Here is a 19,182-nt window from a genome sequence, read left to right as displayed (position 1 = left end):
AGCGCGGGAGAGGAATCCGTAAAGACGGCGTAGGCCAGTGTTGGCGTGGCATGACTATGGGCACATTCGCTATACCGAAGTCCGTAATAGCATTGCCTGCAACCTAGCTGGAGGCCGCCATGGCCACATCTCCTCCCTCGCCAGCCGCACCTCCGGACGACGACCTGGCCGTGCAGCAGCTGCGCAAGTTCCAGAAGGAACTCAGCGCCGGTACCGTCTCGCTGGCCTTATTGGCAGTGCTGGCCGCGGCAAGCGAGCCGATGTACGGCTACCAGATCGCCAAGCGACTCGAGCAGGTGGGCGAGGGCGTGCTCGCCGGCAAGCAGAGCGCGCTGTACCCGGTGCTGCGCAACCTCCAGGGCGCCGGCCTGCTCGACAGCTTCGTCGAGCCGTCCGTGGCCGGCCCGCCGCGCCGCTACTACCGCATCACCGACACCGGACGGGAGGTCCTGCGCGCCTGGACCGACGCCTGGTGCGCCACCCGCGATTCCGTCGATTCCGTCCTCCAGGGGCCCCGCGCATGAACGCCACGCACCATTCGTCGTTGCCGACTTCCATTCCCCAGTACCTCGCGCAGTTGCGCGCCGCCCTGGCCGGCGCCGATCCGGCGCTGGTGCAGGACGCGCTGTACGACGCCGAGGAATACCTGCGTTCGGAACTCGCCGAGCATCCCGACCAGTCCGAAGCCGACGTCATCGCCGCGGTCGCGGGCAGCTACGGCGCGCCCGGGGAGGTCGCCGACATCTACCGCGACACCGAGGTCCGGGTGCAAACCGCGCTGCGTGCGCCGCCGCCGCCGCCGCGGCACTCCGCGCTTGGCCGCTTCTTCGGCGTCGCCGCGGATCCGCGTACCTACGGCGCGCTGTTCTATTCGATCCTGGCGCTGGCCACCGGGACCTTCTACTTCACCTGGGTGGTGACCGGGATCTCGCTGTCGCTCGGCTTGTCGGTCATCATCATCGGCATCCCGTTCGTGATCCTGTTCCTGGGTTCGGTGCGGCTGCTGGCGCTGGTCGAAGGCAGGATCGTCGAAGTGATGCTGGGCGAGCGGATGCCGCGGCGGCCGGTGTACGCCGCGCGCGAGCGGCCGGTGCTGGCGCGCATCGGCGAGATGTTCACCGACCCGCGCACCTGGACGACCCTGCTGTACATGCTGGCGATGCTGCCGCTGGGCGTCGTGTACTTCACCCTGGCGGTGACCTTGCTGGCGACCTCGCTGGGCCTGGTGATCGCGCCGCCGCTGGTCTTGCTTGGCGCATTCGACGGCTGGTCCCTGTCCGGCGGCTGGCTCGGCTACTGGGAACCGGCCACCACGCTGGGCGCGTGGGAACTGCCGATCGCCTTCGCCTGCGGCGTGGTGCTGCTGTTCGCCACGCTGCACCTGCTGCGGGGCATCGGCCGCCTGCACGGGCAACTGGCCAAGCACCTGCTGGTGCAGTCGGCATAGCGGATGGATGCCCGGCGGGTGCGATCCCGCCGGGCTGCTCCGCCTTACTCCGGGTGCCACTCCATGCCGAGGTACAGCGCGCGCCCATCGCCGGGCAGGAAGTTCGTCGCATCCAGTCCGTGCGCGTCGGCGACGACGTTGCTGCTGGCGACCCAACGGCGGTCGGCGAGGTTGCGGGCATCGGCGAACCAGGACCAGCGCGTCCCGACCCTGCCGCCAATGCGCACCCCGTAGAGCGCGTATCCCGGGGCCTGGAAGGTGTTGGCGTGGTCGACGAAATAGTCTTGCGGCGCCCACTCCAGGTTGGGCGCGAGGTAGAAGCGTTCTCCCGGCGACCAGCGCAGGGTGGCGCGCAACTGTTGCGGTGGAATGCCGGCCAGCCGGTTGTCGCCATGCACGGGGTCGCCGTCGAAGCGGAAATCGTTGCGCAGGTAATTCAGCGATAGCGTCCATGCCGGCAGCGGCGTCCAGGCCAGGCCCAGTTCCAGCCCCTGGTGGCGGGTGCGGCCGGCATTGACGGTGCCCAGCGGATTGCCGTCGGCGTCGTCGAGGGCGAGCAGCTCGCCGTCGATCCGGGCGCGGTACAACGCGGCATCGAGCGACAGCGCGCGGCGGCGCACGCGCAGGCCGACTTCGGCGGTGGTGGCGCGTTGCGCGTCGACCTGGGTCACGCCCGGCCCGCCGCTGAGCTCGCCGAAGCTGGGCGGCTCCAGGCTGCGGCTGGCGTTTGCGAACAGTTGCATGTCGTCGTCCAGCAGCCAGCGCACGCCCAGTTTCGGGCTGGCGCCGGAGTAGGACACGTCGAAGCCCTCGTCGCACAGTGGTAGCCCGCAGCTGCCGGCGGTCAGCAGCATGTCCCGGGAGCGGCGCCGCGACTGCAGCGCCTGCGCGCCGATCGCCAGCACCCAGCGCGGCGCCAGCCACCACTGGTTCTCGACATAGGCCGCGGCGTTGCCGGCGCGCTGGTCGAAGCGGTTGCGGGGCGCACCGGCCTGGCCGCCATCGTTGGCGAAGCGCTGGTCGTCGATGTCGCCGCGCGCCAGCGAGACGCCCGCGACCAGCACGTTGCGGTGCCCGCCGAGGCTGCCTTCTCCGCGCCATCGGAGATCGACGCCGGCGTCCCGCGAATCCTGCTCCAGGACCTGGAAGATCGGATGGTGCAGGGACTTGTCGGCGTACCAGGCCGACAGCGACAGCGATCGCGTCGCCGAAGGCGTCCAGGCGAGCCTGGCCGCGACGCGATCGAGGCGGTAGTCGCGACGCTGGTCGAGCGCCACGCTGCCGGCGTTGGCGGCGTCCGGTTCGTCCATGGCCTGCGCAAGCGTCAGGTTGCCCGGCAGTTCCGAGCGCGTGTCGACATGGGTGACGTACGCGCGGCCCTCGATCGTCTCGCCGAACCGATAGCCGGCATTGCCGAACAGGCGCACGTTCTGCTGGCGCGCATGCTCGCGCGCGCCGTCCTGCGACAAGCCGCTGAGGCTGAGGTAGCCATCGGTGCGATCGCCGGCCCCGGCGAAAGCCGCCTGCGCGCGCCGGTAGCCGAAGCTGCCGCCTTCGATGCGCAGGGTCGTCGCCGGCGCGTCGTAGCCGGTCGGCGAAACGAAGTCGATCGCGCCGCCGAGCATCGCGGCGCCGTGTTCCAGCGCGTTCGCGCCGCGGTACACCTCGATGTAGCGCGCCGCCAGCGGCTCGATCGCCTGGAAGTCGAAGCTGCCATCGGCGAGGTTGAGCGGCACGCCGTCCTGCAGCAGCGCGATGCCGCGGCCGTGGAAGGTGCGCTGCAGGCCGGAGCCGCGGATCGACAGCCGTGCTTCCTCGGCACCGAAGCGCGGCTGCACGAACACCCCGGGTGCCTGGCCAAGCGCATCGGCAAGGGTACTGACGCGACCGTAGCGATAGGCTTCGCCATCGACCAGCGCGGTGCCGCCCGCGCGCTCGTCCAGGCGGCGCCGTGCCTGCGCGATGCTGTCCACGGTAATCGGATGCGGGGGTTCGGCGCGGACTTCGACCCGCTCCAGGGTGGTGACCTGGTCATCGGTCTCGGTGGCAAGCGCCAGCGAGGCGGGCAGGCAGGCCGCGGCGACGACGGCCACGACCCGCAGCGACGCACGCGGCGTCGCGAAACTGGGATTCGACATGGGAACTCCGGAATGCAATGCGCGCGGCATCGCCGCGCGTGGGAACGACGCGAGGTCGGACGTTTGCGGTTCTAGAGCGCCAGGGGCGGGCCGCGGGATCCGAGGCCGCAAGGATGCAGGGTGGTACGAACCGCCGGGCGATGCCATGTGCAAAGACACGGCGGCAGGCGTTGCGGAAGGAAAAACGCGACCAGCGCGAGCGCGGCCACCACTGCCGCAAGCAGCGGGCAATAGGCGCAATCCTCGCCGTGCCCCGGAGGGGTCGGCGTTCCACCGTCGTTGCCAGCGACGGGCTGCCCGATCGCCGGCGGCGCGACATCCCGAAGCCCCGCGGTCGTGCACATCGCGGCCCATGCCGATTGCGCGGCTGCGCCTGCCGAGTCGGCGCGGGCGCCCTGCAGGCGGCCGAGCGTCGGCAACGTCGCCAGCAGCAGCATGGCGACGAGCGCCAGCCGCGCCATCGGGCGCTGCAGTGCGGGGGAGCGGATCACGCCGCCATTGTAATCGGCGCGCCGGCGGGGGTGCGCGCGGTGCCGGGTCAGCCGGCGTGCCGGGCGATGAAGTCGCGCACCTGCGGGTACACCTGCGTGCGCCAGCGGCGGCCGCTGAAGATGCCGTAGTGGCCGGCGCCTTCGACCGTCAGGTGTTCGCGGTCCTGCTGCGCGATGCCGCTGCACAGCGCGTGCGCGGCGCGGGTCTGGCCCTGGCCGGAGATGTCGTCGAGTTCGCCCTCGATCGTCAGCAGCGCGGTGCCGCCGCCCTCGCGGGAGCGGATCGCCGCCGGGTTGACGCGTTCGCCACCGACCTCCCACAGCCCGCGCGGCAGCAGGTGCTGCTGGAACACGATGCGGATGGTGTCGAGGTAATACTTCGCCGGCATGTCCAGCACCGCGTTGTACTCGTCGTAGAACCGGCGGTGCGCGGCGGCATCCTCGAGGTCGCCCTTGACCAGGTCCTGGTAGAAGTCCCAGTGCGACATCGCGTGGCGCTCCGGGTTCATCGCCATGAAGCCCGTGTGCTGCAGGAAGCCCGGATACACGCGGCGGCCGCGGCCGGGGAAATTGGCCGGCACGATCTGGATGACGTTGCTTTCGAACCACCACAATGGCTTCTGGGTGGCGAGGTTGTTGACCGCGGTCGGCGATTGCCGCGCGTCGATCGGCCCGCCCATCAGCACCAGCGAACGCGGCGTGGCTTCGCCGCGCGCGGCCATCAGCGAGACCGCGGCCAGCACCGGCACCGTCGGCTGGCAGACGCCGATCACGTGCAGTTTATCGGCACCTATATGGCGGATGAATTCCTCGATGTAGCCGACGTAGTCGTCCAGCGAGAAGGTGCCGTCCTCGGCCGGCACCATGCGCGCGTCGACCCAGTCTGTGACGTAGACCTTGTGGTCGCGCAGCAGGGTGCGCACGGTGTCGCGCAGCAGGGTGGCGTGGTGGCCGGACAGCGGCGCGACCACCAGCACCGGCGGATCGTCCTTGAGCTCGCGCAGGTTGCCGGCGTCGTCGGTGTAGCGCTTGAAGCGCAGCAGCCGGCAGAACGGCTTGCGCACGACCTCCTTCTCGATCACCGGGCAAGACTGGCCGTCGATCTCGACGGCATGGATGCCGAACTCGGGCTTCTCGTAGTCCTTGCCGATCCGGTACAGCAGCTCGTAGCCGGCGGCGATCCGGGGCGCCTCCGGTACGGTCGCCAGCCAGCTGCCGGAGGCGGAGAACATCTTGGCGCCGGCTTCGGCCCAGAAGGTGTAGGGCGCCATGCCGGCGCGCCAGAGTTCATGGAATTGGTAGAGGAGCATGGGCGGTCCGGAGGGTGCTGCGCCGCAGCATAACGCATGCCATCGGCCGGATTCGTGATCCCTGCCGCCGCGGGCGGGTCAGCCCGGCAGCTCCAGCGCCGTGGCCCGGTGGCGCAGGACCGGTGCCAGCCAGCAGTGCGAGCCGAGCGCGGCGAAGCCCAGCGCCTGCAGCCGGCTGCGGTAGAAGCGCGCCGGGCGCGACTGGAACTCGTGCTCGTCGCCTTCGGCACCGTCTTCGCGGGTGAAGGTCTCGAGGAAGGCGATGCCGCCGCACAGTTCCGCCAGGCCAGGCAGGCCGCGATCGAGTTCGCGGGCGGGGAGGTAGTGCAGCACGTCGCTGCAGACCAGCAGGTCCACCGGCGGGCAGGGCCGCAGCAGGGCGAAGTCGCCGAAGCGCGCCAGGTGCAGGTTGCGGCGGCTGCCGTAGCGCGCAATCGCGTATTCGCTGGCATCGAACCCGAGGTAGCGCGCCTTCGGCCGAAGTTTCAGCAAGGGCGTGCGCCAGGCGCCTTCGCCGCAGCCGATGTCGAGCACGCTGCGCACGGGACGCTCGAGGTGGTACTCGGCGGTGGCCACGGCCAGCGCGACCTTGCGCGCCAGCCGCTGCGCGCCGCCGATGCCGCCGCGCCGGTACCAGTGGTCGAAATACTCGCGGTCGTAGTGCTTGTCCATGCCGCCATTGTAGGAGCGCCTTGCGGGCGCCGGCCCGTTCCGCGCACGCTCGGCCGCGCCTCCACCGCGCCCTCGCCGCCGGCCGATCGGGCAACATATGCCGGATTCCCCGCAACGGAGCACGCCGCATGGCCTACCTGTGGACCAAGACCGCGCACCTGGTGTTCGTGATCGCATGGATGTCGTGCGTGTTCTACCTGCCACGGATCCTGGTCAACCTGGCCGAAGCCGGCGACGACGCGGCGGTGCGCGCGCGGTTGCTGCTGATGGGGCGGCGGCTGTATCGCTTCGGCCACAACATGTTCGGGCTCGCGGTGCTGCTGGGGCTCGTGCTGTGGTTGCACTTCGGCATCACTGGCGGTTGGCTGCACGCCAAGCTGGCACTGGTGGCGGCGCTGCTGGCCCATTTCATCGTCGCCGGGCGCTGGCTCAAGGGCGTGGGCGCCGGGCGCGGCCTGCCGTCCGCGACCGCGTTGCGCTGGTTCAACGAGGTGCCGGTGGTGGTGCTGGTGGCTGTCGTGTACCTGGTCCTGGCCAAGCCCTTCTGATTCGCCTGGCCGTTTCCGGCGGCGCGTCGGGCCGGCAGCCGGGGCAGCCAGCCCGGGCAAGCTCCGTTGTCGCAGCACGCATTTACCTGGATGGGGGCTTGCCGCGGTCCGTCGTGGGTGCCATCCCTGTCGCGACAGCGTTGCGTATACGCGCTCGCGCGTGCTGCCGACCTCGGCTATCTTCCCGTGATCCTGCGATGAGGTGCCGATGAAGCTGGTCTCCCTGTGGTTCCGGATCCCGTTCTGGCAGCGCGTGCTCGCCGGCTTCGTGCTGGGCGCGCTGGCCGGGTGGCTGTTCGGGCCGGATGCGGAGACCTGGTTCGGGCCGCTGGGCGACCTCTATGTCACCCTGATCATGATGATCGCGGTGCCGCTGGTGTTCTTCGCGGTGATCAACGCGGTATCGCGGCTGCATGGTCAGAAGTCGATCGCGGCGCTGGCCGGGCGCACCTTCGCCTGGTTCGCGCTGACCGCGGTGCTGGCCGTCGGGGTCGGTCTGGCCTTCGGCCTGGTGCTCAAGCCGGGCATCGGCGTCGGCGTGCTGCAGGTGGCATCCGATTACCAGCCCAGGGAAATCCCCGGCGCGCTCGACGTCATCCTCAATCTGGTGCCGTCCAATCCATTCCAGGCGCTGTCCGGCGCGGCCCCGGCCAAGACCGTCGACGGCATGAAGGTGCTGGTACCGCGCAGCGGGACGGTGCTGCAGGTGATCTTCTTCGCCGGGCTGGTGGGCTTTGCGATGGTGAGGCTGGGTGAGCGCGTGGCCGCCACGCGCAAGCTGGTCGGAGAGGCCAGCGACATCATGATCCAGGTCACCCGCTTCGTGCTGGAGTTCACCCCGTTGGGCACGTTCGGGTTGATAGCGGCGCTGGTCGGTGGCTACGGCTTCGAGCAACTGCGGCCGCTGCTGAGCTTCGTCGTCGCGTTGTACCTGGCATGCGCCTTCCACATCGTGTTCGTGTACGGCGGCCTGCTGCTGGCGCACGGCCTGAATCCGCTGAAGTTCTTCCGCGGCGCCGCCCCCGGGATGCAGGTGGCGTTCGTCGCCTCCAGCAGCTACGCGGCGTTGCCGGCGTCGCTGCGCAGCGCGACCCACAACCTCGGCGTGGACCGGGACTACGCCGCGTTCGCGGTGCCCCTGGGCGCGACAATCAAGATGGACGGCTGCGGCGCGGTCTATCCGGCGCTGGCGGCGGTGTTCATTTCGCAGTACGCCGGCATCGACCTGTCGTTGTCGCAGTACCTGATCATCGCGCTGGCCTCGGTGCTGGGCAGCTTCGGCACCGCCGGCGTCCCGGGCACCGCGGTGATCATGGCAACCGTCGTACTGAGCGCCGCCGGCTTGCCGCTGCAGGCCATCGGCTACCTGTACGCCATCGACCGGGTGCTGGACATGATGCGCACCATGACCAACGTGACCGGGCAGATGCTGGTGCCGGTGCTGGTGGCGCGCGAGACCGGGTTGCTGGATCGCGGGATCTACGAAGCCGCATCGAGCAACCTGGGGATCGCGGAGGGCGAGGTGGCCGAACCGCACCCGGTGCGCGACGCGGCTTGAGGCACCGGTCGCAAAGCGAGCTTCACGCCGGCAGCCGCGGCCGCGCCAGCCCCGCCGCCAGCAACGCGGCGGGCAGCGGCAACAGCAAGCCGAGCACGGCCATCCAGCGTGGGTGCAGCGGCATCTGCATGATCATCCCGACCACGCCCGCCATGACCAGCAGTGCGACCAGCGTCGCCGCGATGCGCGGATGCGCGCGCGCGATCCGGGCCGCGACCCAGCCGCCGAGGAACGCGCCCAGCACCCACGCCACCACCACCAGCGCCAGCGCGGCAGCTGGTTGCGTGGCCATGATCCGTTCGAGCTGCTGGGGCACCATCGGGTCCAGCCCGGGGGGCGGCGGATACAGCACGTGGCCGAGGACCTCGATGCCCATGATCGCGAGAAAGGTCACCACCATGCCGGCCAGGGCGCCAAGCAGCGTGCGCAGCATCGGTCTCTCCAGCGAAAGCCCGCGCCGAGCATCGCGCGGCGGGGCGGCCACCGCAAGCGCCCGGCCTGCGCATAATCGCCGCAACTCCAACGGAGCACGGCCATGAGCGGACGCCAGCGCGAACTCGAGTTCCGGTTCCTCGCCGAGCCGGCCGACGTCAACTACGGCGGCAAGGTCCATGGCGGCGTGGTGATGAAGTGGATCGACCAGGTCGGTTACGCCGCGGCGGTCGGCTGGAGCGGCAAGTACAGCGTGACGGTCGCGGTGGGCGGCATCCGCTTCGTCGCGCCGGTGCGGATCAGCGACGTGGTGACGGTGTCGGCCAAGCTGGTCCATACCGGCACCAGCAGCATGCATTTCGCGGTCGACGTCAGCGCGCGCGACCCCGGCGTGGACGGCGGCGAGGACAGCGAGCGGCTTTGCACGCATTGCGTGATCGTATTCGTCGCGCTCGATGGCGTCGAAGGCAGGCCGACCCCGGTGCCGGCGTGGACGCCGCAGTCGGACGACGACAGGCGACTGGCGGAGTACGCGACCCAGGTGATGGCCCTGAGCAAGGGCATCGAGCAGACGGTCGCGCGCTATCGCGAACCGGAAGGCTGAGTCCGACAGCGCGCCGGCGTCCGGCGCGTTGGTCCGCGGGCCTGTCCGATGGCGGCAGGGACCAGCGTTGGCGGAAGGGCGGGCGCCACTGCCCGGCGGAGGCAGGACGATGGCCAGGCGGAGACTTTGGGCATTGGGGCTGGTGGCCGTGCCGTTGCTGGCGGGTGCGCAGGCTACCGACGCGATCGGCGCCGGCGAACGCGCTGCGATTTTCAAGGCCGCCGGCGCCGTCCAGCGCGGTGATGCATGGGTTATCTGCGTGGAGGACCCCCGCGGCGACGGCGCCAGCATCGACCAGGTGAGCGACCTCAATGGCGATGGCCGCCCCGAGGCCGTGGTCAGCGAAGGCGGCAGCTTCTGCTACGGCGCCGCCGGGACCGGCTTCCAGCTGGTGGGCAAACAGGCCGATGGCAGCTGGAAGCACATCACCGGGGACAACGGCATTCCGGAATTCCTCGAATCCCGCGGCACCGACGGATGGCCGGACATCTCCATCGGCGGCCCCGGTTTCTGCTTTCCGGTACAACGCTGGAACGGAAAGGAGTACGCCGTCGACCGCCACGAATACGAGGGCAAGCCCTGCGAGCCCGGTTGACTGGCTCATGCACGGCCCTGCAACGAAGAAGGCCGCCTCGCGGCGGCCTCACTGATGGCGAATCAGTACAGCCCTCAGATTCCGGCGACGCGACGGGCTTCCATGTACTTGCCGCTCCAGTAGCCGGTGTCCAGGCGCGAAACGGTGACATCGCGGCCGGTGCGCGGCGCATGCACGAACTGGCCTTCACCGACGTAGATGCCGACGTGGTCGACGCGACCGCGGCGGCCGAAGAACACCAGGTCGCCCGGCGAGAGCTTGGCGCGCTCGACCATTTCGCCGCTCTTGGCCATGTCGCGGGAAACGCGCGGCAGCTCGATGCCCAGGGTGCTGCGGAACACGTAGCCGACCAGCCCGCTGCAATCGAAGCCTTCGGTGCCGGTGCCGCCCCAGCGGTACGGCGTACCCAGCAGCGCCAGCGCGCGCTTGAGCACGCTCTGGATGCGGCCGCCGGTAGACGGCTCGGAAGCGGTCGCGGCCAGCGGGCGCGAACCGATCAGGCGGTTGATGTCGCCGGCGAACATCATCGCGCGCTCGGGCATCGGCATGGCGTCGCTGACCACCGGCGCGGCCAGGATCGACGACGCGGCGGTCTCGGCCATGGCGGCCGTCCCGGTGGCGCTGGCGGCGGTGGCGGCGGGGACGGACGCAGCTTCCTGCGCGAACGCCGGCAGGGCGGCGGCGCAAAGCAGGCTGCAACAAAGGAGTCGGGTCAGGCCCGCGGAACGGCGGGTGGCGGCAGGGCGGCCAGGCAGGTCGGATGTCGTCACGCGTTTTTCACTGGTGTCATCGTGGCGTGATGGTGCCGCACGAATCCGCCCGGCAGGTTCAAATTTCGTTAGTGGAACGTGAAAACCGCCGTGATTGCGCGCACAGATTCAGGCACGCGGCCTGTTCAGTTCAGTGCAGGACGCGTTTGGCACCACTGTAGTGATCGCGCCAGTAGGGACCATCCAGCCGGTCCAGCCGCACCGTGCCGCCGCTGCTGGGCGCGTGCACGAAGCGTCCTTCGCCGACATAGATGCCGACATGGCTCACTTGGCTGCCACTGCCGAAAAACACCAGGTCGGCAGCGGTCAGGCGTTCGGGCGCGATCCGCGGGCCTTGCCAGGCGGCGAGGTCGCGCGAAGTGCGCGGCAGGCGCAGGTCGAGCATGTCGCGATAGACATAGTTGACCAGCCCGCTGCAATCAAAGCCGCCTTCGGGCGTGTTGCCGCCATAGCGGTAGGGCGTGCCGACCAGGCTGATCGCCCGCATCAGCACGGCGTTGCTGGCGGCCGGATCGGCCGGGGCGTTGCTGGCCCAGTGGCGCGAAGGGGCGGGCGCCCCGGTGCGGACCGCGTCGTGACCGCCGCAGGCGGCGAGGCTGCCGACAAGCGTCGCCAGCAACAGCGCAGGCCACCGGTGCGCTGGCAAGCAGGCGGGCTTGCCGGGATAATGCGCGGCCCCTTCGGGCCTGGTCGGGACGGGTCTGCTCACGGCGCCAGCTTGGCGTCATCACGCCGTAACGACAAGTCCCCGGCCGCCGGCGCCGTCCCGCGACGCCGCGCCTCGCCCCTTGCCGCATCGCGGCGCCCCTCGGAGTCCTGCCGCAATGAAGATCGAGAAAGACCGCGTCGTGCGTTTCCACTACAGCGTCGCCGAACAGGGCGCAGAGCCGACCGAAAGCTCCGAGGGCCGCGAGCCGCTGGCGATCCTCGCCGGCCACGGCAACATCATCCCGGGCCTGGAGAAGGCAATGGACGGGCATGAAGCCGGCGACAGGTTCGCCGTCGACGTGCCCGCGGCCGAGGCCTACGGCGAGCGGCGCGACGGCCTGTCGCAGCGCGTGCCGAAGAAGCATTTCGGCGGCCAGCGGCTGGAGCCGGGCATGCAGGTGGTGCTCAATACCAACTTCGGGCCGCGCGCGGTCACGATCGAGAAGGTCGGCATGAGCGTGGTCGATGTCGACCTCAACCATCCAATGGCCGGCAAGGACCTGCATTTCGACATCGAGGTGGTCGAGGTGCGCGAAGCGACGGCCGAGGAACTCGAGCACGGCCACGTCCATGGCGACGGCGGCCACGCGCACTGATCGCGGACGCCGGTTTCCCGTGTCCCACGGACGGCCCGCATCGCGGGCCGTTCGCGTTGTGGCCACCAGGTCGCCGTGCCGGAGGCGCCGGTGACTTCCGGCCCTGACCGCGGCACCGCCACGGCAGTTCAAATGTCGCATCGCAGCGGGGGAAACGGCATGCAGGCGGCAGCGCAGGGCTTCGAGGAACAGGCTGCTTCGCAGGCGGGAACGCCGCCGGGTGCGCGGTTGGCGCCGGTGGCCGCCGGCGAACGCATCGTGGCGCTCGACGTGGTCCGCGGTTTCGCGCTGCTCGGCATCTTCCTGATGAATGTCGAGTTCTTCAACCGGCCGATCGCCGACCTGGATGCCGGGCTGCCGCTCGCCGTCGCACCGGGCCTGGATTATTGGGCCGGCTGGTTCGTGCACGTGTTCGTGCGGGGCAAGTTCTGGACCATGTTCTCGCTGCTGTTCGGCATGGGTTTTGCCGTGATGCTGACCCGCGCCGAGCGCGCCGGTGCCGCGTTCACCGCGCCCTACCTGCGTCGCACGCTGGCGCTGGGCGTGATCGGGGCGTTGCACTTCGTTTTCCTGTGGGCCGGCGACATCCTCTTCAGCTATGCGCTGGGCGCGTTGCTGCTGATGGTGGTGTTCAACGCGCGCCCGCAGGTCCTGTTGTCGCTGGCGGCGGCGTGCGCGGTGCTGGCGACGGGCTCCGCGCTGGGGTCGAAGCTGGTCCATGCGCCCATGCCCTGGCAGCTGTTCGTGGCGATCGGCGGGCCGTTGCTGATGCTGGGCACGGTTGCGGCCGTCCTGCGGCGATGGCCGCTCGCGGGCATGCGCAATGCCGGCCTGGCGCTGTACCTGCTGCCGTTCCTGGCGATGGCGACCGCTGGTGCGGTGATGGTGATGCACCCGCCGCAGGCGCGGCTGCAGGCGGCAGAACAGGCGTCGGTGACGCCGGCGCACAGGGCGGAACTGGCAAAGGCGGAGCAGGAGCGCAGGGAAAACCTGCGCAGGCACGCCGCCAGGGTGGCCGAGGAAACGCGGGTCATGCGCGATGGCAGCTATGGCGAGGCGGTGGCGCTGCGCGCGCGCGGTTTCGGCGGGCAGGCTGCGCAGGATGCGGCATTCGCCGTGATCGTGATCGGCATGTTCCTGCTCGGGGCGTGGTTCGTGCGTTCGGGGGTGATGCTCGATCCGGCCGCGCACCTGCCCTTGTTCCGCAGGCTGGCATGGATCGGGATACCGCTTGGGGTCGGCGCGAGCCTGGTCGCCGCGGCGATCGCCACCCACCACGTGCGTGGCCAGAACGATGGCGCGTTCCAGCTGGCGACGGGGCTGGCGATGCTGGGCAACCTGCCGGCGAGCCTGGGTTACATCGCGGCAGTGGTGCTGGCGTTCCATGGTCGTTGCCGGCGCATCGTCGCGATGCTGGCGCCTGCCGGCCGCATGGCGCTCACCAACTACCTGCTGCAGTCGCTCGTCGGCACCCTGTTCTTCTACGGTTACGGGCTCGGCCACTGGGGCATGGGGCGCGCCGGCCAGCTGCTGTTCGTGTGCATCGTGTTCGCCGTGCAGGTGCTGCTGTCGCACTGGTGGCTGTTGCGCTACCGCTACGGGCCGATGGAATGGCTGTGGCGCGGCTTCACGTACTTGCGCTGGCCGCCGCTGCGGCAACCGGCCGCGGCATGAACGGTGCCGGCGGTGGCTTGCGCGCAGCGGCCTGCGCATGTACGAAAACGGCCCGCTTGCGCGGGCCGTTCCGTATTGCGGTACCGCCGTGGATCAGTTGACGCCAACCGCGCTCCAGGCCGAGGCGACGCCGTTGTACTGCGCCGAACCGGTGCCGTAGAGGTCGCGTGCCGCATTGAGCGTGGCGGTGCGGGCGCCGGCGTAGTTGGTGTTGGAGGTCATGTAGCCGGTCAGTGCCAGGTACCAGATCTTCTCCGCGGCGGCGCGGCCGATGCCGCCGGCGGACGTGTTGCCGTTGCACACCAGCTGGGCCGGGGTCACGTTGAAGCCGGCCGGCGTGGTAGCACCCTCGGCGAGCAGGTAGAAGAAGTGGTTGCCGATGCCGGACGAGTAATGCACGTCCATCGAACCCACGTTGGGGCTGTAGCAGTCCGGCGACGCCCCGTCCAGGCTCGGCTTGAACATGTAGCGCAGGGCGGCCGTTCCGGACGGATTGTTGACGTAGATCTCCTCGCCGATCATGTAGTCCGGGGTGTCGTTGGCATTGTTCGAGTAGTACTCGACCATCGTGCCGAAGATGTCGGAGGTGGACTCGTTGAGGCCGCCGGATTCGCCGGAATAGGTCAGGTTGGCTGAACGCGAGGTCACGCCGTGCGACATCTCGTGGCCGGCGACGTCGATGTTGACCAGCGGGTAGTACGAACCGCCGCCATCGCCGAAGGTCATGCAGAAGCAGCTGTCGGACCAGAACGCGTTGACGTAGTTGCGGCCGTAGTGGACGCGGCTCAACGCACCCTTGCCGTCGTTGGCGATGCCGTTGCGACCGTGCACGTTCTTGTAATAGTCCCAGGTCTCGGCGACGCCGTAGTGCGCGTCGGCGCCGACGGTGGCGCGATCGGCGGTAGTGTTGCTGCCCCAGCTGTTGTCGGCATCGGCGAAGGTCGTGCCGCTGCCGCTGGTGCGGTTCTTGAGGTCCGTGGTGTAGCCGCCGCCACGGGTCAGGTCCTTCATCTGGTAGGTGCCGTCGCTGCACTTGGCGGTATTGATGCCCACATTGCCCGAGAACAGCGACTTGCCGGTGCCGCTGGCGCTGGTGTTGCAGGTGGTGCCTCCACCGCCCGGCTTGCCCTTGCGGGTAACGCGATTGGCGGTGTGGATGGCGTCATAACGGTCGAGGACGCGGCCATTGCCGGCATCGACGAAGAAATGCATCTCGGTCGGCGTCTGGTCGGCGCGGATGCCGCGCATCGTCACTTCCCAGGCCAGGACCGGGCTGGCGCCGCGGGCGTAGATGACCTTGCGCGCGCTCGGCGTGCCCTCGAAGCCAAGGCCGAAGGCCGCGCCGGCCTCGGTGATCGCCTGCGCCTTGCCCAGCCGGCCCGTGACGCCCGGACGCATGCTGGTCTTCAGGGTCTGGCTGGCGCCCTTGAACTGGCCATTGCGCGAATGCACGACCACGTCGCCGCCGATCACCGGCAGGCCGCGGAAGGTGCGGTCGAAGCGCGCGTGCTCCGTGCCGTCCTTGCCGACGACGACCGTGCGGGCAACGAAGCCGTCGGCATCAGCGCGGTGCAGGACCGCGGCATGGGCATCGATCAGGCCGAGCGCGCGGCCCGCGGCCTGGGAGTTGATCGGCTGCGCGGCGAGCGCGGAAGCAGGAACGGCCAGCGCGGCGACGATCGCCACGCTGAGGAGACGGTTTTGCAGATGCATTCGAAGAACCCCTGGAGTCTGGCGGATGAGCCGGCGGAGCCGGCGGCGACATGCACGCTCCGGTCCGCGGCAGCGGCGCCGGAGCGACCTTTCGGCCGGTCCGGTGCAGGACTGCTGCACGGAGGCGTTGGGGCAGGCGAAAATAGGCGGGATTTCGAACCCGTGTCATGCTGCATTGCAGCGAGATGGGTATGTAAACGCATACATCTGGTCGCATTCCCCCGGAATCGGGAAGCGGTGGCGCTATCGCGAGGAGGGTTTGCTGCAATGCACAATCGTGCAGGGGAGGTGCTCGTGGTGGGCGGCGGGGTGGTCGGCCTGGCGTGCGGACTGGCATTGCTGGAAAGCGGGCGGGGCGTGCGCATCCTGGAAGCCGGTACCGTGGGCTGCGGCAGTTCGCACGGCAACTGCGGCACGCTGACCCCAAGCCACTCGCTGCCGCTGGCGGCACCGGGTACCGTCGGCCGGGCGTTGCGCTGGATGCTGGCGCCGGATGCACCGCTGTACCTGAAGCCGCGCTTCGATCCGGCCCTGTGGTCGTGGCTGCTGCGCTTCGCCGCGCGATGCAACCCGCGCGACTGGATGCGTGCCGGCGCGGCCAAGGCGGCACTGCTGCAGGCTTCGCGCGCTGCGTTCCCCGGCTGGCTCGCGCGGCACGGCATCGACTGCGAATTCGAGGAGTTGGGGACGGACCACGTGTTCCGCGACGGCGCGGCGCTGGAGCTGTTCACCCATGAACTGCAGGCGCTGGCCGAGCTCGGCATCGCCAGCGAGGTCATCGACGGCTCCGCCTACCTGCGCGACGAGCCTGCGCTGCGCGACGGTGTCGTCGGCGTGGTCCGCTTCCCCAGCGACGCCAGCCTGCGGCCGGACCGATACGTCGCCGGCCTGGCGCAGGCGTTGCGCGCCGCCGGGGGCGAGATCGTGGAGCGGAGCGCAGTGACCGGGCTGGTCGCGGACGACGGAGGCTGGCGTGTTGCGACCGCGGCAGGCGAACACCGCGGCCGCGACGTGGTGCTGGCCACCGGCGCCTGGTCGCCGCGACTGGCGCGGCTGCTACCGGAGGCGTTGTCGCCGTTGCGGCGGGCGATGCAGCCGGGCAAGGGCTATTCGATCACCTACGACCGCCCGGCAATCGCGCCCCGGCGTCCGCTGGTGCTGCACGAACGCAGTGTCTGCGTCACCACCTGGGGCAGCGGCTATCGCCTCGGCAGCACGATGGAATTCTCCGGTTACGACGACGCGCTCAACCCGCGACGCCTGGCTGCGCTGGAACGCGGCGCGCGCGAATACCTGCACGAAGGCGTCGGCCCGGTGAAGCATGAACAGTGGTACGGCTGGCGTCCGATGACGGTCGACGACCTGCCGATCCTCGGGGCGGTGCCGGGCAGCCCCGGCCTGTGGCTGGCAACCGGCCATGGCATGCTCGGGGTCAGCATGAGCACCGGCACCGCCCGCATGATTGCCGACCTCGTCACCGGGCGCGCGCCGGAGATCGATCCTGCGCCCTATCGACTGGAGCGCTTTGCGTGAGCACGACGCCCGCGCACGGCGCCGACTTCGACCTGGTCGTCCTGGGCGGCGGCTCCGGCGGCCTGGCGGCTGCGTTCCGCGCGGCGGAGCACGGCGCGCGGGTCGCGCTGCTCGAGCCCGGCGCGCTCGGCGGCACCTGCGTCAACGTCGGCTGCGTGCCGAAGAAGGCGATGTGGCTGGCCGCGGACCTGGCGCAGAAGCTGGTGCTGGCGCGGCAACTGGGATTCACGCTTGCCGACGCCACGCCGGTGCTCGATTGGCCGGCCTTCATTGCCCACCGCCAGCGCTACATCGGCAACATCCACGCCAGTTACCAGCAGCGGCTGGACGCAGCCGGAATCGCGCTGTTGGCCACGCGTGGCCGCCTGGTCGCCAGCGACACGGTGGCCTGCGCCGATGGCGTACGGCTGCGTGCACCGCAGATCCTGGTCGCCACTGGCGGGCGCCCGCAACGCCCGGATATTCCCGGCGCGGACCTGGGCATGGATTCGGACGGGTTCTTCCGCCTGGTGGCCGCGCCCGGGCGCGTCGCGATCATTGGCGGCGGCTACATCGCGGTGGAGCTCGCCGGCGTGCTGCAGTCCCTGGGCAGCCGGGTCGGCCTGTTCGTCCGCGGTCGCGGCTTGCTGCGCGGCTTCGATGACGACCTCACCACGCAACTGGTCGAGGACTACCGGCAACATGGCGTCCGTGCGCACTTTGGCAGCGAAGTCCTGTCGGTGCGCGCGCAGGGCAATGCGCGGGTGCTGCGCGACGCCGACGGCAACGACAGCGATGCCTTCGACGCGCTGGTCTTCGCCACCGGCCGGCGCCCCAACAGCGACGGCATCGGCCTGGAGGAGGTCGGCGTCGCGCTGGGCCCGCGCGGCCATGTCGTGGTCGACGATTTCCAGCGCACCGGCGTCGCCGGCATCCACGCGCTGGGCGACGTGACCGACCGGATCGAACTGACTCCGGTCGCGATCGCGGCGGCCCGCCGGCTCATGGATCGGCTGTTCGGCGGCCAGCCCGGCGCCCGGCTGGACTACGCCGACATCGCCACGGTGCTGTTCTCGCATCCACCGCTGGGCAAGGTCGGCATGACCGAGGCCGAAGCGCGCCAGGTTCACGGCGACGCGGTGCGCGTGCATCGGGCCGGATTCCGGCCGATGCTGCACGCGCTGGCCGATTCGCCGCAACGCAGCCTGTTCAAGCTGGTTTGCGTGCCTGAAGGCGGCGGCGAGGCTGCGCGCAACCAGCGCGTGGTCGGCATCCACCTGCTGGGCGAGGGCGCCGACGAGATCCTGCAGGGCTTCGCGGTGGCGCTGAAGCGCGGCATCACCCTGGCCGACCTGCACGACACGGTCGCGATCCACCCGACCGCGGCCGAAGAAGTGGTGCTGATGCGATGAACGATCGCTTGCCGACGCCGCCGCCGCCGGGCGACGTCTTCATCCTGCATCGGGGCAGCGTGCCGTTGCTGGTGAGCCTGCCGCACGACGGCAGCGCGATCCCGGACGCGATTGCCGCGCGGATGACGGGTTCCGCGCGGCTTGCGCCGGACACCGACTGGCACGTGGCGCGCCTGTATGCGGTCGCGCGCGAGCTCGGCGCCTCGGTGCTGGTGCCGCGCCATTCGCGCTACGTGGTCGATCTCAACCGCCCGCCCGACGATGTCTCGCTGTACCCGGGGCAGAACACCACGGGTTTGTGCCCGATCGTGCAGTTCTCCGGCGAGCCGGTTTATCGCGACGGCCAGGCGCCGGACGCCGGGGAGATCGCCGCGCGCGTCGATGCGTACTGGCGTCCGTACCACGCGGCGCTGCAGGCCGAGATCGCGCGGATCCGGGCCGCGCATGGCCGCGTGGTGCTGTGGGAAGGGCATTCGATCCGTGGCGAGGTGCCGTTCCTGTTCGAAGGCCGCCTGCCGGACCTCAACCTCGGCACCGCGTCCGGCGCGAGCTGCTCGCCGGGGCTGCAGGCCCGGCTCGAGGCCGTTCTTGCCGCGCAGTCGCGTTACGACTGGGTGGCGAACGGCCGCTTCAAGGGCGGCTACATCACCCGCCACTACGGCGCACCGGCCGACGGAATCGACGCGGTGCAGCTGGAGATCAGCCAGCGCATCTACATGGACGAGTCGAGCTTCGCCTGGGACGAGGCGCTGGCTAGCCAAACGCAACGCACCCTCCGCGCCCTGCTGGAAGCCACGACATGACACGCGACGAAGACCTGCCCCGCAGAAAGCGGCAGCCGATGGGCATCGGCCAACGCCTGTTCGCGCTGTTCGTGTTCGCGTTCCTGGCCTATCTGGTCTGGCTCGCGCTCACCGGCCAGTACGACACCGAGGTCAACCGCTTCGCGGCCTGGCTGCACCGGCGGTTCGACGCACTGCAGCGCCTGTTCTGACCCAACCT

20 protein-coding genes are annotated in these 19,182 nt (G+C 70.1%); 12 read left to right on the top strand and 8 right to left on the bottom strand.

Annotated elements, in window-relative coordinates:
- Positions 1–119: 119 nt before the first annotated feature.
- Both MQC88_RS04460 and MQC88_RS04455 read left to right on the top strand, forming a co-directional pair.
- Complete coding sequence (locus MQC88_RS04460) at positions 120–524, top strand: PadR family transcriptional regulator (protein ID WP_243319403.1); 405 nt, start codon at positions 120–122, stop codon at positions 522–524.
- A complete protein-coding gene (locus tag MQC88_RS04455; protein ID WP_243319402.1) occupies positions 521–1,447 on the top strand; it encodes a sensor domain-containing protein in 927 nt (308 codons plus the stop codon). Before MQC88_RS04460 ends, MQC88_RS04455 begins: the two co-directional genes overlap by 4 nt.
- Before the next feature lie 44 nt (positions 1,448–1,491).
- On the opposite strand, the gene MQC88_RS04450 is transcribed toward MQC88_RS04455, so the two are convergent.
- The 4 genes from MQC88_RS04450 to MQC88_RS04435 form a co-directional block, all read right to left on the bottom strand.
- Positions 1,492–3,585 carry a TonB-dependent receptor family protein gene (locus MQC88_RS04450; RefSeq protein ID WP_243319401.1) on the bottom strand — a complete coding sequence of 698 codons (2,094 nt, stop codon included), beginning with the start codon at positions 3,583–3,585 and terminating at the stop codon, positions 1,492–1,494.
- Positions 3,586–3,656: 71 nt separating this feature from the next.
- The gene (locus MQC88_RS04445) at positions 3,657–4,076 is read right to left on the bottom strand and encodes a DUF2946 family protein (RefSeq protein WP_243319400.1); all 420 of its coding nucleotides are present in this window, start codon (positions 4,074–4,076) and stop codon (positions 3,657–3,659) included.
- Positions 4,077–4,123: 47 nt separating this feature from the next.
- Entirely contained in the window at positions 4,124–5,386 is a 1,263-nt protein-coding gene (locus tag MQC88_RS04440) for a polyhydroxyalkanoate depolymerase (protein WP_243319399.1), read from the bottom strand.
- A gap of 78 nt (positions 5,387–5,464) precedes the next feature.
- Positions 5,465–6,058 carry a class I SAM-dependent DNA methyltransferase gene (locus MQC88_RS04435; RefSeq protein ID WP_243319398.1) on the bottom strand — a complete coding sequence of 198 codons (594 nt, stop codon included), beginning with the start codon at positions 6,056–6,058 and terminating at the stop codon, positions 5,465–5,467.
- A 128-nt stretch (positions 6,059–6,186) separates the two neighbouring features.
- On the opposite strand from MQC88_RS04435, the gene MQC88_RS04430 reads away from it, so the two are divergent.
- Both MQC88_RS04430 and MQC88_RS04425 read left to right on the top strand, forming a co-directional pair.
- Positions 6,187–6,606 (top strand): CopD family protein, encoded by a 420-nt coding sequence (locus tag MQC88_RS04430; protein ID WP_243319397.1) that lies wholly within the window; start codon positions 6,187–6,189, stop codon positions 6,604–6,606.
- 208 nt (positions 6,607–6,814) lie between these two features.
- Positions 6,815–8,164 carry a dicarboxylate/amino acid:cation symporter gene (locus tag MQC88_RS04425; protein WP_243319396.1) on the top strand — a complete coding sequence of 450 codons (1,350 nt, stop codon included), beginning with the start codon at positions 6,815–6,817 and terminating at the stop codon, positions 8,162–8,164.
- 22 nt (positions 8,165–8,186) lie between these two features.
- On the opposite strand, the gene MQC88_RS04420 is transcribed toward MQC88_RS04425, so the two are convergent.
- Positions 8,187–8,597, bottom strand: coding sequence for a hypothetical protein (locus tag MQC88_RS04420; protein ID WP_243319395.1), 411 nt, complete (start codon positions 8,595–8,597; stop codon positions 8,187–8,189).
- Positions 8,598–8,699: 102 nt separating this feature from the next.
- On the opposite strand from MQC88_RS04420, the gene MQC88_RS04415 reads away from it, so the two are divergent.
- Complete coding sequence (locus MQC88_RS04415) at positions 8,700–9,200, top strand: acyl-CoA thioesterase (RefSeq protein ID WP_243319394.1); 501 nt, start codon at positions 8,700–8,702, stop codon at positions 9,198–9,200.
- Positions 9,201–9,309: 109 nt separating this feature from the next.
- Positions 9,310–9,795, top strand: a complete 486-nt coding sequence (locus MQC88_RS04410; protein WP_243319393.1) for a hypothetical protein — start codon at positions 9,310–9,312, stop codon at positions 9,793–9,795.
- A 74-nt stretch (positions 9,796–9,869) separates the two neighbouring features.
- On the opposite strand, the gene MQC88_RS04405 is transcribed toward MQC88_RS04410, so the two are convergent.
- Both MQC88_RS04405 and MQC88_RS04400 read right to left on the bottom strand, forming a co-directional pair.
- On the bottom strand, positions 9,870–10,565 hold the full coding sequence (locus tag MQC88_RS04405; protein ID WP_425491545.1) for a C40 family peptidase: 696 nt from the start codon (positions 10,563–10,565) through the stop codon (positions 9,870–9,872).
- A gap of 130 nt (positions 10,566–10,695) precedes the next feature.
- Positions 10,696–11,184, bottom strand: a complete 489-nt coding sequence (locus tag MQC88_RS04400; RefSeq protein WP_425491544.1) for a C40 family peptidase — start codon at positions 11,182–11,184, stop codon at positions 10,696–10,698.
- Positions 11,185–11,389: 205 nt separating this feature from the next.
- Here MQC88_RS04400 and MQC88_RS04395 point away from each other — a divergent pair, with 205 nt between their 5' ends.
- Together MQC88_RS04395 and MQC88_RS04390 are read left to right on the top strand one after the other, a co-directional pair.
- Complete coding sequence (locus MQC88_RS04395) at positions 11,390–11,869, top strand: FKBP-type peptidyl-prolyl cis-trans isomerase (RefSeq protein ID WP_243319392.1); 480 nt, start codon at positions 11,390–11,392, stop codon at positions 11,867–11,869.
- A 159-nt stretch (positions 11,870–12,028) separates the two neighbouring features.
- A complete protein-coding gene (locus MQC88_RS04390) occupies positions 12,029–13,543 on the top strand; it encodes a DUF418 domain-containing protein (protein ID WP_243319391.1) in 1,515 nt (504 codons plus the stop codon).
- A gap of 93 nt (positions 13,544–13,636) precedes the next feature.
- On the opposite strand, the gene MQC88_RS04385 is transcribed toward MQC88_RS04390, so the two are convergent.
- A complete protein-coding gene (locus tag MQC88_RS04385; protein ID WP_243320275.1) occupies positions 13,637–15,250 on the bottom strand; it encodes a M4 family metallopeptidase in 1,614 nt (537 codons plus the stop codon).
- Positions 15,251–15,493: 243 nt separating this feature from the next.
- On the opposite strand from MQC88_RS04385, the gene MQC88_RS04380 reads away from it, so the two are divergent.
- Genes MQC88_RS04380 through MQC88_RS04365 form a run of 4 tightly spaced genes read left to right on the top strand, consistent with a single transcriptional unit; the run spans position 15,494 to position 19,174 of the window.
- The gene (locus tag MQC88_RS04380) at positions 15,494–16,789 is read left to right on the top strand and encodes an NAD(P)/FAD-dependent oxidoreductase (protein ID WP_425491543.1); all 1,296 of its coding nucleotides are present in this window, start codon (positions 15,494–15,496) and stop codon (positions 16,787–16,789) included.
- Positions 16,786–18,180: a glutathione-disulfide reductase gene (gorA, locus tag MQC88_RS04375; protein WP_243319389.1), complete on the top strand. Its 1,395-nt coding sequence runs from the start codon at positions 16,786–16,788 to the stop codon at positions 18,178–18,180. Before MQC88_RS04380 ends, gorA begins: the two co-directional genes overlap by 4 nt.
- Complete coding sequence (gene hutG, locus MQC88_RS04370; protein ID WP_243319388.1) at positions 18,177–18,983, top strand: N-formylglutamate deformylase; 807 nt, start codon at positions 18,177–18,179, stop codon at positions 18,981–18,983. Before gorA ends, hutG begins: the two co-directional genes overlap by 4 nt.
- Complete coding sequence (locus MQC88_RS04365; protein WP_243319387.1) at positions 18,980–19,174, top strand: hypothetical protein; 195 nt, start codon at positions 18,980–18,982, stop codon at positions 19,172–19,174. The genes hutG and MQC88_RS04365 overlap by 4 nt, the downstream gene beginning before the upstream one ends.
- Positions 19,175–19,182 lie beyond the last annotated feature (8 nt).

Source organism: Cognatiluteimonas sedimenti (assembly GCF_022808325.1).
Classification (GTDB): Bacteria; Pseudomonadota; Gammaproteobacteria; order Xanthomonadales; family Xanthomonadaceae; genus Cognatiluteimonas; species Cognatiluteimonas sedimenti.
This window is presented reverse-complemented; position numbering and strand designations above follow the sequence as displayed.

Coding starts and splice junctions, on each gene's coding strand:
- MQC88_RS04390 (WP_243319391.1), top strand. CDS start 12,029: ATGCAGGCGGCAGCGCAGGGCTTCGAGGAACAGGCTGCTTCGCAGGCG.
- MQC88_RS04415 (WP_243319394.1), top strand. CDS start 8,700: ATGAGCGGACGCCAGCGCGAACTCGAGTTCCGGTTCCTCGCCGAGCCG.
- hutG (WP_243319388.1), top strand. CDS start 18,177: ATGAACGATCGCTTGCCGACGCCGCCGCCGCCGGGCGACGTCTTCATC.
- MQC88_RS04425 (WP_243319396.1), top strand. CDS start 6,815: ATGAAGCTGGTCTCCCTGTGGTTCCGGATCCCGTTCTGGCAGCGCGTG.
- MQC88_RS04450 (WP_243319401.1), bottom strand. CDS start 3,585: ATGTCGAATCCCAGTTTCGCGACGCCGCGTGCGTCGCTGCGGGTCGTG.
- MQC88_RS04435 (WP_243319398.1), bottom strand. CDS start 6,058: ATGGACAAGCACTACGACCGCGAGTATTTCGACCACTGGTACCGGCGC.
- MQC88_RS04420 (WP_243319395.1), bottom strand. CDS start 8,597: ATGCTGCGCACGCTGCTTGGCGCCCTGGCCGGCATGGTGGTGACCTTT.
- MQC88_RS04455 (WP_243319402.1), top strand. CDS start 521: ATGAACGCCACGCACCATTCGTCGTTGCCGACTTCCATTCCCCAGTAC.
- MQC88_RS04365 (WP_243319387.1), top strand. CDS start 18,980: ATGACACGCGACGAAGACCTGCCCCGCAGAAAGCGGCAGCCGATGGGC.
- MQC88_RS04440 (WP_243319399.1), bottom strand. CDS start 5,386: ATGCTCCTCTACCAATTCCATGAACTCTGGCGCGCCGGCATGGCGCCC.
- MQC88_RS04395 (WP_243319392.1), top strand. CDS start 11,390: ATGAAGATCGAGAAAGACCGCGTCGTGCGTTTCCACTACAGCGTCGCC.
- MQC88_RS04430 (WP_243319397.1), top strand. CDS start 6,187: ATGGCCTACCTGTGGACCAAGACCGCGCACCTGGTGTTCGTGATCGCA.
- MQC88_RS04410 (WP_243319393.1), top strand. CDS start 9,310: ATGGCCAGGCGGAGACTTTGGGCATTGGGGCTGGTGGCCGTGCCGTTG.
- MQC88_RS04460 (WP_243319403.1), top strand. CDS start 120: ATGGCCACATCTCCTCCCTCGCCAGCCGCACCTCCGGACGACGACCTG.